The organism is Methylocystis parvus (genome assembly GCF_049675845.1).
GTDB lineage: Bacteria > Pseudomonadota > Alphaproteobacteria > Rhizobiales > Beijerinckiaceae > Methylocystis > Methylocystis parvus_A.
In genome coordinates this window covers 668,140-681,169 of the sequence record NZ_CP187161.1, presented here as the reverse complement: position 1 = coordinate 681,169, position 13,030 = coordinate 668,140, and the positions used below count along the sequence as shown (strand labels likewise).

13 protein-coding genes and 1 pseudogene are annotated in these 13,030 nt (G+C 64.7%); 9 read left to right on the top strand and 5 right to left on the bottom strand.

The annotated features are described in order from the left end of the window. Positions 1–57: 57 nt before the first annotated feature. Positions 58–478: pseudogene (locus ACPFMJ_RS03665) on the top strand (hypothetical protein); the annotation flags it as partial. Positions 479–917: 439 nt separating this feature from the next. After that, positions 918–2,222 carry a glutamate synthase subunit beta gene (locus tag ACPFMJ_RS03660; RefSeq protein WP_424362510.1) on the top strand — a complete coding sequence of 435 codons (1,305 nt, stop codon included), beginning with the start codon at positions 918–920 and terminating at the stop codon, positions 2,220–2,222. 85 nt (positions 2,223–2,307) lie between these two features. Here the strand turns inward: ACPFMJ_RS03660 and ACPFMJ_RS03655 are convergent, their stop codons facing one another. Both ACPFMJ_RS03655 and ACPFMJ_RS03650 read right to left on the bottom strand, forming a co-directional pair. Beyond that, complete coding sequence (locus ACPFMJ_RS03655) at positions 2,308–2,970, bottom strand: L,D-transpeptidase (protein WP_424362509.1); 663 nt, start codon at positions 2,968–2,970, stop codon at positions 2,308–2,310. A 140-nt stretch (positions 2,971–3,110) separates the two neighbouring features. Continuing rightward, complete coding sequence (locus ACPFMJ_RS03650; protein WP_424362508.1) at positions 3,111–4,436, bottom strand: DUF459 domain-containing protein; 1,326 nt, start codon at positions 4,434–4,436, stop codon at positions 3,111–3,113. Between the two features lie 99 nt (positions 4,437–4,535). Between ACPFMJ_RS03650 and ACPFMJ_RS03645 the strand changes: the two genes are divergently transcribed. The 5 genes from ACPFMJ_RS03645 (at position 4,536) to ACPFMJ_RS03625 (ending at position 8,389) form a co-directional block, all read left to right on the top strand. Beyond that, positions 4,536–5,006, top strand: a complete 471-nt coding sequence (locus tag ACPFMJ_RS03645; protein ID WP_424362507.1) for a hypothetical protein — start codon at positions 4,536–4,538, stop codon at positions 5,004–5,006. A 29-nt stretch (positions 5,007–5,035) separates the two neighbouring features. After that, entirely contained in the window at positions 5,036–5,833 is a 798-nt protein-coding gene (locus tag ACPFMJ_RS03640) for a ribonuclease T2 family protein (RefSeq protein ID WP_424362506.1), read from the top strand. 29 nt (positions 5,834–5,862) lie between these two features. Then, positions 5,863–6,708: a 23S rRNA (adenine(2030)-N(6))-methyltransferase RlmJ gene (locus ACPFMJ_RS03635; RefSeq protein WP_424362505.1), complete on the top strand. Its 846-nt coding sequence runs from the start codon at positions 5,863–5,865 to the stop codon at positions 6,706–6,708. 352 nt (positions 6,709–7,060) lie between these two features. Further along, the gene (locus tag ACPFMJ_RS03630) at positions 7,061–7,666 is read left to right on the top strand and encodes a hypothetical protein (RefSeq protein WP_424362504.1); all 606 of its coding nucleotides are present in this window, start codon (positions 7,061–7,063) and stop codon (positions 7,664–7,666) included. Positions 7,667–7,798: 132 nt separating this feature from the next. Further along, the gene (locus ACPFMJ_RS03625; protein WP_424362503.1) at positions 7,799–8,389 is read left to right on the top strand and encodes a glutathione S-transferase; all 591 of its coding nucleotides are present in this window, start codon (positions 7,799–7,801) and stop codon (positions 8,387–8,389) included. 49 nt (positions 8,390–8,438) lie between these two features. On the opposite strand, the gene lysM is transcribed toward ACPFMJ_RS03625, so the two are convergent. Then, positions 8,439–8,954, bottom strand: coding sequence for a peptidoglycan-binding protein LysM (gene lysM / locus ACPFMJ_RS03620; RefSeq protein WP_424362502.1), 516 nt, complete (start codon positions 8,952–8,954; stop codon positions 8,439–8,441). Between the two features lie 88 nt (positions 8,955–9,042). Next, positions 9,043–9,720, bottom strand: coding sequence for an outer membrane protein (locus tag ACPFMJ_RS03615; RefSeq protein WP_424362501.1), 678 nt, complete (start codon positions 9,718–9,720; stop codon positions 9,043–9,045). A 336-nt stretch (positions 9,721–10,056) separates the two neighbouring features. Here ACPFMJ_RS03615 and ACPFMJ_RS03610 point away from each other — a divergent pair, with 336 nt between their 5' ends. After that, the gene (locus ACPFMJ_RS03610) at positions 10,057–10,827 is read left to right on the top strand and encodes an SDR family oxidoreductase (RefSeq protein WP_424362500.1); all 771 of its coding nucleotides are present in this window, start codon (positions 10,057–10,059) and stop codon (positions 10,825–10,827) included. Between the two features lie 2 nt (positions 10,828–10,829). Here ACPFMJ_RS03610 and ACPFMJ_RS03605 read toward each other — a convergent pair whose 3' ends face one another. Then, positions 10,830–11,675 (bottom strand): hypothetical protein, encoded by an 846-nt coding sequence (locus ACPFMJ_RS03605; protein ID WP_424362499.1) that lies wholly within the window; start codon positions 11,673–11,675, stop codon positions 10,830–10,832. 291 nt (positions 11,676–11,966) lie between these two features. Between ACPFMJ_RS03605 and tsaD the strand changes: the two genes are divergently transcribed. Further along, positions 11,967–13,028 carry a tRNA (adenosine(37)-N6)-threonylcarbamoyltransferase complex transferase subunit TsaD gene (gene tsaD, locus ACPFMJ_RS03600; RefSeq protein WP_424362498.1) on the top strand — a complete coding sequence of 354 codons (1,062 nt, stop codon included), beginning with the start codon at positions 11,967–11,969 and terminating at the stop codon, positions 13,026–13,028. Positions 13,029–13,030: the final 2 nt, after the last annotated feature.

The window sequence follows — 13,030 nt, the reverse complement described above, 5'->3', positions numbered from 1 at the left end:
AAGAAGCCGATCAAGGCCGAGGTCAACATCAAGAACGTCAACCGCTCGGCGGGCGCGATGCTCTCGGGCGAAGTCGCCAAGCGCTTCGGTCACGCCGGCCTGCCGGAAGATACCATCTGGATCTCCTTCAAGGGGACGGCAGGCCAAGCGTTCGGTGCCTGGGTCGCCCACGGCGTGACGCTCGATCTCATCGGCGAAGGCAACGACTATGTCGGCAAGGGCCTCTCGGGCGGCAAGCTCATCGTCTATCCCTCGCGCAACGCCAAGAAGATCGAGCCGTCGAACTCGATCATCGTCGGCAACACGGTGCTGTACGGCGCCATCGCCGGCGAGTGCTATTTCCGCGGCGTCGCCGGCGAGCGTTTCGCCGTGCGCAACTCGGTGCCTCGCCGTCGTCGAGGGCACAGGCGACCATGGCTGCGAATATATGACCGGCGGCGTTCGTCGTCGTGCTCGGCCAGACGGGCGCAACTTCGCGGCTGGCATGTCGGGCGGCATCGCCTACGTGCTCGACGAGGATGGCAATTTCGACGCGCCGTCTCGCATGGTCGAACTCGAAGCCGGTCACTGCCGGAAGAGGGCGGCGATGAGAAGCTATCAGCAGGGCGGCGATCTCGAGACGCACGGCAAGGTCGACGTGATGGCCGACATGACGCGCTTCGACGCCGAGCGCCTGCGCCACGCTCATTTCACGGCACGCGCACTACACGAACTCGCGTCGCGCTCAGGAAATCCTGAAGAACTTCCAGGCCTACCTGCCGAAGTTCAAGAAGGTGATGCCGGTCGAATATCGCCGCGCATTGACCGAGCTTGCCAAGGCCCGCGAAACCAATCGCGAGGCAGAGCTCGAAGCAGCGAAGCAATAACAATCGCACCGGCACATCGCGGATAGACAAGACGAAAGAAGAAACAGAAGAATGGGCAAGCCGACTGGTTTTCTGGAAATCGAGCGCGCCGACCGTAATTATCGCCCGGTCGAAGAGCGCCTGAAGCACTACAAGGAATTCGTCGTTCCGTTGTCGGAGCCTGAAATCAAAAAGCAGGCTGCGCGGTGCATGGATTGTGGCATTCCGTATTGCCACAACGGCTGCCCGGTCAACAACCAGATCCCCGACTGGAACGACCTCGTCTATCGGGGCGACTGGAAGGAAGCCGCCGACAACCTGCACACGACGAACAACTTCCCGGAAGTGACGGGTCGCATTTGCCCGGCGCCATGCGAAGCCTCCTGCACGCTCAACATCGACGACAAACCAGTCACTATCAAAACCATTGAATGCTCCATTGCGGATCGGGCGTGGGAAGAAGGCTGGGTCCAGCCGCTTCCTCCTGAAAAGAAGACCGGCAAGAAAGTCGCGATCATCGGCTCGGGCCCGGCGGGTCTCGCCGCCGCGCAGCAGCTCGCGCGCGCTGGTCACGAGGTCCACGTATACGAAAAGAATGCCCGTCCCGGCGGCCTGCTCGTTTACGGCATTCCCGACTTCAAGATGGAAAAGAGCGTCATCGCCCGCCGCGTCAAGCAGATGGAAGCCGAAGGCGTAACCTTCCATTGCGGCATCCACGTCGGCGAGGACCTTTCGGCGAAGTACCTGGAATCGAAGCACGACGCCGTGCTGATCGCCATCGGCTCCGAGCAGCCGTTCGACTTCTTCGCCAAGTCTCCGGGCCGCGATCTCGACGGCCTGCACTACGCAATGGATTTCCTGCCGCAACAGAACCGCCGCAACGCTGGCGAGCCTCAGAAGCCGAAGTCAAAAGAGATCTCGGCCAAGGACAAGCACGTCATCGTCATCGGCGGCGGCGACACGGGCTCCGACTGCATCGGCACCTCATTCCGCCAAGGCGCAAAAAGCGTGACGCAGCTTGAAATCATGCCGATGCCGCCGGAGAAGGAGAACAAGGCGCTCTCCTGGCCGCACTGGCCGCTCAAGCTGCGCATCTCGACGTCGCAAGCCGAAGCGGGCGCGCCGCGCCATTTCTCGGTGCTGACCAAGGAATTTGTGGGCGAGGGCGGCGCGGTCACGGGCCTGCGCTGCGTGAAGGTCGACGGCAAGATGCAGGAGGTGCCGGACAGCTCCTTCATCATCAAGGCGGATCTCGTGCTGCTCGCCATGGGACGCGAGAAGAAGAAGGCCGGCTGGATCCTGATCGGCATCTGGGTCGTGATTCAGGTCGGCCTGTCGGCGCTGACCAATTTCGTCTTCACCTGCAATATGGAATAGGCCGGCGCGGAGCGCTTGAGCCGTCCAAACGAAAAGCCCCGGTTTTCCGGGGCTTTTTAAGTTTGGGGGGAGGAAAGGCGTTCGATCAGAGGACCACCACCGTCGTGCCGACCTTCACGCGGCTGAAGAGGTCCGTGACGTCGTCATTCGTCATGCGGATGCAGCCCGAAGAGACCGCCTGACCAATCGTCCAGGGCTCGTTGGAGCCGTGGATGCGGAACATGGTGTCCTTGCCGCCAGAGTAGAGATACATGGCGCGGGCGCCGAGCGGGTTCTCCTCGCCGCCAGCCATGTGGCGCGGCAGGTCGGGACGGCGCTTCAGCATTTCCTTCGGCGGCGTCCAGGCCGGCCAGGCTTCCTTGCGGCCGATATGGACGCGGCCCTTCCAGGTGAAGCCCTCGCGGCCGACGCCGATGCCGTAGCGCATCGCCTGACCATTCGCGAGCGAGAGATACAGATAGCGGCCTTCCGTATCGACGGTGATCGTGCCCGGCCGCTCATTGGTCGGATCGGAAACGATTTCGCGCGTCACGTTCGAGGATTCGCGCTGGAGGCGCGTGTCGTCCTGCTGCTGCTCATATGAGGCCGGTTGCTGGCCGCCGTCGTAAGAGGCGCTGTAATCCTGCGAATCGGCGGGCTCTTCGAAGAGGGCCATGAAACCGCTGTTCTCCGCCGAAGCGCTCGTCGAAAGGGCGCTCATCAGCGCGAGAGCGGCGACCGGAAGAAGGCGGTTTTTGAAATGAGACATTTTTGCGGCTCCAGAAGTCCTCTGGAATCGAGAATGCAGAAGCCAAGCAATTGGTTCCGTGCGCCGCCGCACGATAGTCAACGGCGCGCAAAAGGAATCGCCGCAGAATCGGCGTCGTTCTTAAACGCCTTTCAACGATATCAGTGCGCTACGGGCTTCCAGGAGTAATCGTCGGCGCGATTGGGGCGCGGGGATTGATCGCCCCCTTCCACGAAGACATGGCGCGCAAGGGCCTGCGCATCGGCGGCGGGCGCCGAGGCGGGAGCGCGTCTCGCGAGTTCGGAGCCAGCGGCGGGAGCCGGCGCGCCGGTGAGATTTTGCACGGGACCGATCGCGGGGCGTTCCGGCAGGGCGGGCGCCTGGGTCGTCGATGGTTTCACCGGCGAGCGGAAGACGACCGGCGCGCCGGGCGCCGAAACAGGCGCGGTCGCTTGCGTCGGCGGCTGTCCCGAGGCGGGCGGCGCTGCGGCCGACGGCGCTTGCTCATGAGGTGGAGCGGGGTGATGGCCCTCATAGAGCTTCTTGATCTCGTTCGCGACGAAATGGGCGACGCTCAGCGCGCCCGCATCGGTCAGATGTACGCCATCGGCGGTGCGAAGCTTCACGATCTGGCCGTTCACGTCGGGCCCGAAGGCGCTGAACTGACCCTTCTCGTCCGCGAGATCTTCCCAGAGGTCGACATAGATGTCGCCGGCCTTTTCGACGCGCTCGCGGAAAATATCGTTGAGCTTGGCCATGTCGGCCGAGTAGCTCTCATTCTTCATGATCGGGAGGCCGACCCAGACGACGGGGATTTTCTTTTCGTGGAAGGCCGCGAGCACGGCGTCGACGCGCGCCGCATAGAGTTCGCGCCAGCGCGGCGATAAGGGATCTTCGCTCTGCGCGCCTACGCGCAAGGGCTGCCGGTCGTTGGAGCCAATCATCATCACGGCGACGTCGATCTTTTGCGGACCGTCGGCGATCTCCTTTGCGGATTTCGGCCAGTCGAAGAAGTCGTCGCGCACGAGGCCGGAGCTTTCCTTGCCCTTGCGAAGGACGCCGATCTCCGGCTTGTCGGCGAAGGTTTCCTCGAGGCCGCCGGCAAGCTGAATGCCGAGCGTATCGCCCATTACGGCCACGAAATAATTGGCCGCCGCCTCGGGCGCCTGCGCCTCCGCTGTTCCAGGACCGCCGGTTTCGCTGCGCTTTACCGCGCGCTTGGTTCCGGAGCGGCTCGCTTCTCCGCCCCGCCAATAGGTAGGCGGTCGGTTCTCCTGATGAGGCATCATGCGGCGCACGCGCGGTTGGCTCTCGGGCCGCGCGGCAGGGGCATGTTTTGGGCTTCCGAAAAGGCCGCCGAAGAAATCGGAGAAGGGATCCTGCGCGAAGGATTCGGGCGCGGAAGCAAGGAGGGCGGCGAGCGCGAGCAGGACGGCTCCGAGCGCGCGGCGCAGCGAAAAAGCATTGGCTTTGCAGTCATTCGCCATGGAAGGAGTATGGCGCCGCGCGGCGCCTCGCGCAAATCGCGGCTTGACGCAGACGCGCCTTTCGCCCCCAATCCGCGGCGAGTCGGACAAGGGAAGAATATGATGCGCAAAAGGGCCGTCGCTCGCCTCATTCTGGGCTTCGCCGCCGTGATGGCGGCTTGTTCGCCGGCCCTTTGCCGCGACGGCGGGCGGCGTGAATACGATCCGCCGGCCGAATTTCGCTATCCGCCCTTCACCGGCGCCGTGCCGCTCTGCTCCGACCCCTGGGTGTTTCGGGAAATTTCGGACAAATTCGCTTCACGGGAGCAGGAATATTGGAACTCCGGCCTCGTCATCGCCGCTTTCGACGGTGTCGCGGAGACCGGCTATCGCACCAACGGCTTGAGCTACATACCGCGCCGCTATTGCCTGGGCGACGCGATGTTCAGCGACGGAAAGCGCCGCCGAATTGTTTACAATATCGGCGAGGCGCTCGGCTTCATCGGCCTCGGATGGGGCGTGACTTGGTGCGTGGAGGGGCTTGACCGCAACCATGCCTTCAGTCCGAATTGCCGCGCGGCCGGGCCTTGAGCGTGGCCGTTTGAGCCAAGAGGACTTCGATGTTCGCCATTCAATTCAGCGCCGCGCTTCGTGTGGCCGCGATTTGCGTTGCTTTTTCCTGTTTGTCGGCCGCGCAGGCCAAGGACGACGATTGCATTCTCGACCATTGCGCCGACAAGCTGCCGCCCAAGGCGCAGCCGGCGCCTGCGCAGCAGGTTGCGCCCGAGACCAGGGCCACGCCCGAGACGAAGACCGAGGCGCGTGACGGCGGCGGCTTCCGCTCTGGCGCGCCCTCCAGCGATTTCGATTTCTACGTGCTCGCCCTGAGTTGGTCGCCCGGCTTTTGCGACAGCGTCGGCGGGGCGCGCGACCAGTGCGAGCCGGGCAGGGGCCTCGGCTTCGTCGTTCATGGCCTCTGGCCGCAATATGAGCATGGCTTCCCGAGCGATTGCGACGGTCCGCGCAGCCCCTCGCGCATCGCGCTCGAGCGCGCCAACGGGGTTTTCCCGGATGAGCGTCTCGCGCGTTACGAATGGCGCAAGCACGGCACCTGCAGCGGCAAAAGCCCGAGCGATTATTTCGCCGACGTCTCCCGCGCCCGCGAGGCGGTCGCGATCCCGGCGCCTTTCGTGCGGGCGACGCGCGACCAGACCTTCACGCCCATCGACATCGAACGCGCCTTCTACGACGCCAATCCGCGCCTGCGCCCCGGCATGATGACGGTGGCCTGCCGGCGCAACATGCTGGAAGAAGTGCGCATCTGCATGTCGAAGGATCTGCGCGAATTCCGCGCCTGTCCGGAGGTCGTGCAGCATGGGTGCCGCCAGCGCGAGATTTCCGTGCCCGCGCCGCTGTGAGAATGCGACGCCGCGTGCGATAGGACGCCATGAACTATCGCCACGGCTTCCACGCCGGCAACTTCGCCGACGTCTTCAAGCACGCGCTTCTCGCCCGCCTTCTCGTTTATCTGACGCGCAAGGAGACCCCCTTCCGCGTCATCGACACGCATGCGGGCGAGGGCGCCTATGACCTCGCCGCGGACGAAGCCGAACGCACGGGAGAGTGGGAAGGCGGCATTGGGCGCCTCGCCGATCTCACGGGCGCCGATGACGAGACGCGCGCGCTCCTTGCGCCTTATCTCGACTGTGTCGGCGCGTTAGACGCGGACGGGCGGCCCAGACTCTACCCAGGCTCGCCGCTCATTGCGGCGCGTCTCATGCGCGAGCAGGACCGCGCCATCTTCTGCGAGCTTCGCCCCGACGCCTATGAGGAGCTGCGCTATCGTTTCGGCCGCGACGCGCGGGTGAAGTCGATCCATATCGACGGCTATACCGGCCTCGGCGCCTATGTGCCGCCGAAAGAGCGGCGCGGCCTGGTGCTGATCGATCCGCCCTTCGAGCGCACGGACGAATTCGACGCGATGTTCGCCGCCTTTCTCGCCGCTTACCGGAAATGGCCCATCGGCGTTTACGCCTTATGGCACCCGTCAAAGGACGCGGCCGCCGAGCGCAAATTCCTCGACCGCTTCAAGGCCGAGGGCGTGAAACGCGCGCTGCGTCTGTCGCTCGCCGTCGCGAGCGGCGGCGAGGGCCTGAGGCGCACGGGCCTCGTCGTGGTCAACCCACCCTTCGTCTTCGAGGAAGAGGCGCGAAGGATCGTGGCGTTTCTTGCGGCGCGACTTGCGCAGGGCGAAGGGGCGGGGTTCGTGGTCGAACAACTGACGGGAGAGTGACCGCAAAAATTTTAAAGTCTGGCGAGCCCTCAGTCGCGCCTGTCGCTGCTCGGCACGAGTCCCGGCGACAAGCGTCGCCATCGCGAAAGACTTGACGGCAGAAGGACTTGGAAAGCGTCGTCGCGCAAGGGCGCGTCTCGGGCTGCATTCTGACCGCCTGGCTCGGGCCGCGCGAAGAAGATGTGCGCTGGCGCGCAGTTCTGCGGTTTTCTTTTCACTACGCTGGGAAATGCTGATAATGCAGCGAGGAGCGGCGACCATGGCTTAACCGCAGGCCGACATTCGGCTGCGCGGCGAAGTCGTTTCTCTATAACAGACGGCGACTAGGGAAATTGATTCGGAGGCGGCGGTCATGGGTTTCATTAATTATTTTTCTCAGCTCCATCGCTGCGGTCGCCTTCTGGCCCCAGTTCTCGTCGTCTGCGCATGGTCGACCGCCGCCGAAGCCGGTTTCTTCGAGGATTTGTTCGGGGACGGCGGCGAAACCAAAGCCGCGCCCGCCGCGCCCGCGCCGCAGGTTCGGCGCCGCCAGCCGACGGGGGGCGTCTCCTTTTCGATCCGCGCGAATATTTCCGCGAAGGACCGCCGGTCCATCGTCCGCAAATCTGACGACGCCAGCGACGGCGGATCGAAGCCGCAGAAAACTGTCTTTTGCGCCCAGGGCCTGTCGGCGCGCGCCAATCCCGACAGCGACGAGGTGCGCCTGCATGACGGCACGCTGCGGGCCGGAGACAGCCTCGTGACGGCGGACGGCATCCTCGTCTTCAAGGGCCGCGCCGCCTGTCCGCACACTGCGTCGGATTTCGTCGGCCTCGCGCAGTCCAAGCTGCCGGTCGCGCGGCGCAATGCGCTCGAGCAACTGGAGCATACGATGCAGACCGGGCGCAGCTCGCTGGTGCTCAGCGAGCAGGAGAAGGATGACGACGCGCAGCAGGTCGCGAGCGGAAACAATCGATAAGTCAGGCGTCGTCGCGCGTCTCCGTTGACTGGAACGGGGCGCGAAACCCGCTCTTGATGTCGGGCCTTGGGGGCAATATGCGTCCATCGAGCCGCCGCCGCGAGCGGCCGTGCGACAGAAAGACAGCCGCCAATGATGATTCTCCGCTATTCCGCCGCCTCTCCCTATGCCCGAAAGATCCGCATCGCGGCGGAGCTGCTTGGCCTTTCCGGCCGCATCGAGATCGTGGCCGCAAGCACGGCAGATCCCAGCGACACGCTGCGCCAGCAAAATCCGCTCGGCAAGATTCCGACGCTCATTCTGGAGGACGGTTCGGCGCTCTATGACAGCCGCGTCATCGCCGACTATCTCGACCATCTCGGCGGCGGAAAGCTGATCCCCGCCGCGCCGCGCCGCTTCGATGTCCTGCGCCTTCAGGCGCTGGGAGACGGCATCAACGACGCCGCTCTGCTCATTCGCTACGAGACGGCGATGCGGCGCCCGGAGTTGCGCGACCAGGACGCCATCGACCTGCAGCAGGGCAAGATCGACCGCGCGCTCGCCGTTGTGGAGTCCGCGCCGCCTTCGGGTCCGGTCGATCTCGGCCAGATCGCCGTCGCCTGCGCGCTCGGCTATCTCGACCTGCGCTTCGAGGGCGCGTGGCGCGGGAAGCATCCGAAGCTCGTCGCGTGGCTACGGGATTTCGAGGCGCAGGTCCCGGCCTTCGAAGCGACGAAGGCGTAAAAACGGGCCCGGCGCTCCGCAAGCAAAGCGCCGGGCATGTATTCGAGCCTCATCCCTTTTTGGAGATCTCGGCCGGCGGCGCCCAGACGACGGCGTTCGCGGCGGCGGGGCCGGTCGCGCCCGGAATACGCAAGCGCTGGCCCGGATAGATCTTGTCGGGATGCTTCAGCATCGGCTTGTTGGCCTCGAAGATCTCTTCGTAACGCTTGCCGTCGCCATAGCTTTCCTCGGCGATCTTCCAAAGCGTGTCGCCCGCCTTGACGACATAGACGCCCGACGGCGCCTCGGGGTCGGCGTCCGGCGCGATGAGATTGTTCTCGACCTGAGCGACGCCCTTCGTATTGCCGACGAGCAGCACGATCTTTTCCATCTCAGCGCGGGAGTTCACGGCGCCGTTCAGCGTCACCTTGCCTCCGTCGACTTCAATGTCGACGCCCGACACGTCGAAGCCGTGGTCCTGCAATTCCTTGGTCAGCGCGTCGGCCGGCGCCGCCGCGTTGTCGGTCGCGCCCGCGGGCGCGGGGGCCGCTTTGCTCTTGCCCGTGAAGAAATCGAAAATGCCCATGAAATGCCTCCTGACCAAGACGCTTGCGCGCGCCGCCTTGTATATTAGGCGCGCCGCGCGCCTGTGACAGGGCCTTTCGTCATTCCGCTCAGAAATGAAAATTCATGCCCGCCTTGACCGCTGACATATTCACGCCGGAATCCAAGGCGTAAGGCGAGAAATCAAAATAGCGTCCCGAGCCCGTCGATGTGAACATGTATTCGCCCTTGGCCGAGACGCGCGGCGTGATCATGTATTCGACGCCCGCGCCCAGCGCCCAGCCCGGCTGGAAGCTCGCCTGAAAACCGTAGAACGGTCCCTGCGCATATTGCAGCGTGTTCTTGCTCGCCGCGAAGCCGCCCGTGACATAAAGGAGCGCGCGGTCCATCACCGCATAGCCGGCGCGGCCGCGGATCGTGAAAAGGTCGTCGACCTCTCCCTTGGCGGCGGCGTTCCAGAAGGGCGAGGTGGTGGCGCTGATGCCCGCGAAGGCGAAATCCGCCTCGGCGCCGATGAGGAGTTGCGGCGCGGCCATATAATTGAAGCCGCCGGTGAGGCCGATGAGCCCGCCCGTTGGATCGCCGATCAGCCGGCCAGCGTCATTCGTGAAGGAAGCAAAGCCAACGCCGCCGTGCACGCCGGCATAGAAGCCGCCCCAGGTGAGGGCGGGCGGCGGCGGCGCATACTCGATCGGCGGCGCGCTGGAGCGGCTCGGCAGGTCGGCGCCGAAAGCGGCGCTCGCCGCGAGGAGGAGGGGCGCGCAAAGGAGGGCGCGGCTGATTTTCATGTCCTTACTCCCATGGCCGCTCTACCCGCGGCATGTATCGACGCGGCTGTTTCTCCGCTTGTCGATGGGAAGAAATGAAATCGTTCAGCTTAATGATTTCTTGCCGGAGACCGCCGCAAAGCGTGGCGGAAAGCGGGCGGGGCAGTATTATTCTTGTCGGAACCTTGGCGCCCCTAGACGCAACCATTCTATACTTGCCGCAGGAGTTAAGCGCATTGGTAAAACTCGACTTGAATGCAGAGCATCTTGGCTAACGTTTCGTTGAAGCGCGGCGCCGCCCGAAGTTGACCCCGTATGCGCATCGTGAGAATCCCCCTGCCATGGAGCAAAGCGGCGATGACTGAAGCGAGCGACAGACATGGCGGGCCGGCGCTGGTGACCGGCGCCGCCCGGCGGATCGGCCTCGCCATAGCGGGGCGGCTGGCGCGCGAAGGGCGCCCCGTGGTGCTGCATTCTTCGCAGCGCTCGGCTGAAGAGGCGGAGCTCGCGGCGGACGCCATCCGCCAGCAGGGCGGCCGCGCCTGCGTCGCCGTCGCCGACCTCGCCAATGCGGATGAGACGGGGCGGCTCGTCGACTTCGCGTCGCGCGCCTTCGGGCCGCCGACGCTTCTCGTCAACAACGCTTCCGTCTTCGAGGTGGATCAGGCGTCGGATTTCACGCTGGAGCGCTATGAGCGCGCCATGGCGATCAATCTGCGCGCGCCGCTCATCCTCGCCCGCGACTTCGCCGCCGCGCTGCCGGAGTGCGGGCAGGGCGCCATCGTCAATATCATCGACCAGCGCGTCTGGCGCCTCACGCCGCGTTATTTCAGCTACACGCTCTCCAAGTCGGCGCTCTGGACCGCGACGCGCACCATGGCGCAGGCCTACGCCCCGCGCATCCGCGTCAACGCCGTGGGGCCGGGTCCGGTCTTCCCCAACGAGGCGCTGGGCGACCGCGATTTCGAGATCGAGACGCGCGGCGTCCCGCTCGGCCACGCGGCGGAAGTCTCGGGCGTCGTGGACGCGGTGATCTATCTGAGCAAGGCGAAGAGCGTCACCGGCCAGATGATCGCGGTGGACGCGGGGCAGCATCTCGCGTGGCGGACGCCGGATGTGGCGGAGTAGCGCTAGGAGATCGGGCCCAGGAACTCGAGGCAGTTCATGAGGAAAGTCTTATTGTCCGCGGCGTCTATCAGACCGGGCGCCGGGAACGGGCTGTCCGCATCTCCGCTTATGCCGGAGTTGCCGGCTATGATGACGGCTCCGTTGTTGTCGCCGTAAGGGACCAGCAGCGCGAAGGGCAGTCCATCAGGCGGCATATGGTTGATCGGGCTTCTGTTGAGGACGCCGTCGGCGCGATCCGGAAGAAGGGCGATTGGATAGGAAGTCACCCCGTTCATCGGGAATATGGCGCAGCTATTGTGCGCCTGCAGTTCGGAGACCCCCGCCAGAATCTTCGCGACGACCGGATCCTGTCCAAAGGACGTGATCGACAGCATTCCTTGCGACTGATCCTCGAAAGTCGCTGGCTGAACTTGCACGCCGAAAGCCGCCGCAAGCTGGCAGTCATTGATTGTCTGGATGTCGGTCTTGTTGCCGTCGAAGGGGCCGTGATCCGAGATCAGCAGGAGTCCGTGGCCTTGGTTCACAAAAGCCTGGATCGCCGTAAGCTCTTCCGGGGGAAACTGGAAGTTGGCGTTTTCGGGGAAAGGGTTGGGCAGCGGCGGCCAGATGGTGCCCGGCGGATAGGGCGTCCTTGGTTTCTCCGGCGCTTGCTGCCTGAGGCGCGTTAAAATGCACAGCACGTCGACGCCTTCCAGTTCTTGCGGCGTCAGGGGGGATCCGTCGCGATGTTGCGAGATTGTGTGCTTCCAGCCTCGGCTCTCGATGGCGCGGAAAAGCTCTTTGAGCCGCGTTCCCGTTTCCAAGTGAACTTCAACCTGAGATGACTTGGCGTCGAACAGAATATGCATGACGGCACTCGTGTTGCTTGAGCGAAACGTTTCTTGCGAATTTTATCTAAGTCTTCTTTTTTGCAGCGGATTTGATACGACGAGCGATGCCAACACGTCGTTGCGCGCATTGCAAGGTTCAAGGCGGCGCCTCCGCGCAACATGTGCGGGCGTGGCTAAGCCGCTCGATTGCCGTAAACCCTTCGCAAACCATAAGCCGCTAAAGCTTTAAGCAGTTACAGTCAGTTCTCCGGGGGCGACGTATCCGGTCCCGGGCGTCAAAAAGGCGCGTTTCGCGCCTAGGGAGCGTGTATGCGCGTACTTGGCATCGAAACCACCTGCGACGAGACGGCTGCTGCCGTCGTGTCGGACCGCCTCGGCATGGACGGGGGCGAAATTCTCTCCAATGAAGTCCTGAGCCAGATCGCCCAGCACGCGGCCTATGGCGGCGTCGTGCCGGAGATCGCCGCGCGCGCCCATATCGACGTGCTCGACCGGCTGATTGTCCGCGCGCTGGCCAACGCCAATGTCGAGCTCTCCGATATCGACGCCATCGCCGCGGCCGCAGGGCCGGGGCTCATCGGCGGCGTGCTGGTGGGGCTCACGGCGGCGAAGGGGTTGGCGCTCGCCTCCGGCAAGCCCTTCATCGCCGTCAATCACCTCGAAGCTCATGCGCTCACGGCGCGGCTCACAGACCATCTCGACTTTCCCTATCTCGCGCTGCTCGTCTCGGGCGGGCACACGCAGCTCGTCGCGGTGCGGGGCGTCGGCGATTATCGCCGCATCGGCTCGACGGTGGACGACGCCGCGGGCGAGGCTTTCGACAAGGTCGCGAAGATGCTCGGCCTGCCTTATCCGGGCGGCCCGCAAATCGAGAAGCTCGCGATGGAGGGCGATTCCCACCGCTTCGACCTTCCGCGTCCCATGGTCGGACGCGGCGGCGCGGATTTCTCGCTCTCCGGCCTCAAGACGGCCGTGCGGATGGAAATTCTCAAGCTGGGAACGCCGAGCGAGCAGGACGTTAAAGATCTCGCGGCCTCTTTCCAGGCCGCCATTGTGGACGTGATCGTCGATCGCGTGCGCGGCGGCATCAAGCTCTTCACGGAAGGCGAGGGACGCCCGAGCGGGCTCGTCATCGGCGGCGGCGTCGGCGCCAATGGTCCCATCCGCCGGGCGCTCACGCGCCTTTGCGCCGAGAGCGGTCTGCGCTTCGTCTCGCCGCCCGGCAATCTCTGCTCGGATAATGGCGCCATCATCGCCTGGGCAGGGCTGGAGCGCTTCAAGCGCGGCTTCACCGACGATCTGGGCTTCGCGCCGCGCCCGCGCTGGCCTCTCGACGCGGTGGCGAGCGGCGCGCATCACGGCAAGGCCTGAGG

Excerpts from the sequence above, each read along its gene's own strand:
- ACPFMJ_RS03640 (WP_424362506.1), top strand. The coding sequence starts at position 5,036 with ATGTTCGCCATTCAATTCAGCGCCGCGCTTCGTGTGGCCGCGATTTGC.
- ACPFMJ_RS03610 (WP_424362500.1), top strand. The coding sequence starts at position 10,057 with ATGACTGAAGCGAGCGACAGACATGGCGGGCCGGCGCTGGTGACCGGC.
- tsaD (WP_424362498.1), top strand. The coding sequence starts at position 11,967 with ATGCGCGTACTTGGCATCGAAACCACCTGCGACGAGACGGCTGCTGCC.
- ACPFMJ_RS03605 (WP_424362499.1), bottom strand. The coding sequence starts at position 11,675 with ATGCATATTCTGTTCGACGCCAAGTCATCTCAGGTTGAAGTTCACTTG.
- lysM (WP_424362502.1), bottom strand. The coding sequence starts at position 8,954 with ATGGGCATTTTCGATTTCTTCACGGGCAAGAGCAAAGCGGCCCCCGCG.
- ACPFMJ_RS03660 (WP_424362510.1), top strand. The coding sequence starts at position 918 with ATGGGCAAGCCGACTGGTTTTCTGGAAATCGAGCGCGCCGACCGTAAT.
- ACPFMJ_RS03625 (WP_424362503.1), top strand. The coding sequence starts at position 7,799 with ATGATGATTCTCCGCTATTCCGCCGCCTCTCCCTATGCCCGAAAGATC.
- ACPFMJ_RS03650 (WP_424362508.1), bottom strand. The coding sequence starts at position 4,436 with ATGGCGAATGACTGCAAAGCCAATGCTTTTTCGCTGCGCCGCGCGCTC.
- ACPFMJ_RS03615 (WP_424362501.1), bottom strand. The coding sequence starts at position 9,720 with ATGAAAATCAGCCGCGCCCTCCTTTGCGCGCCCCTCCTCCTCGCGGCG.
- ACPFMJ_RS03630 (WP_424362504.1), top strand. The coding sequence starts at position 7,061 with ATGGGTTTCATTAATTATTTTTCTCAGCTCCATCGCTGCGGTCGCCTT.
- ACPFMJ_RS03635 (WP_424362505.1), top strand. The coding sequence starts at position 5,863 with ATGAACTATCGCCACGGCTTCCACGCCGGCAACTTCGCCGACGTCTTC.
- ACPFMJ_RS03645 (WP_424362507.1), top strand. The coding sequence starts at position 4,536 with ATGATGCGCAAAAGGGCCGTCGCTCGCCTCATTCTGGGCTTCGCCGCC.
- ACPFMJ_RS03655 (WP_424362509.1), bottom strand. The coding sequence starts at position 2,970 with ATGTCTCATTTCAAAAACCGCCTTCTTCCGGTCGCCGCTCTCGCGCTG.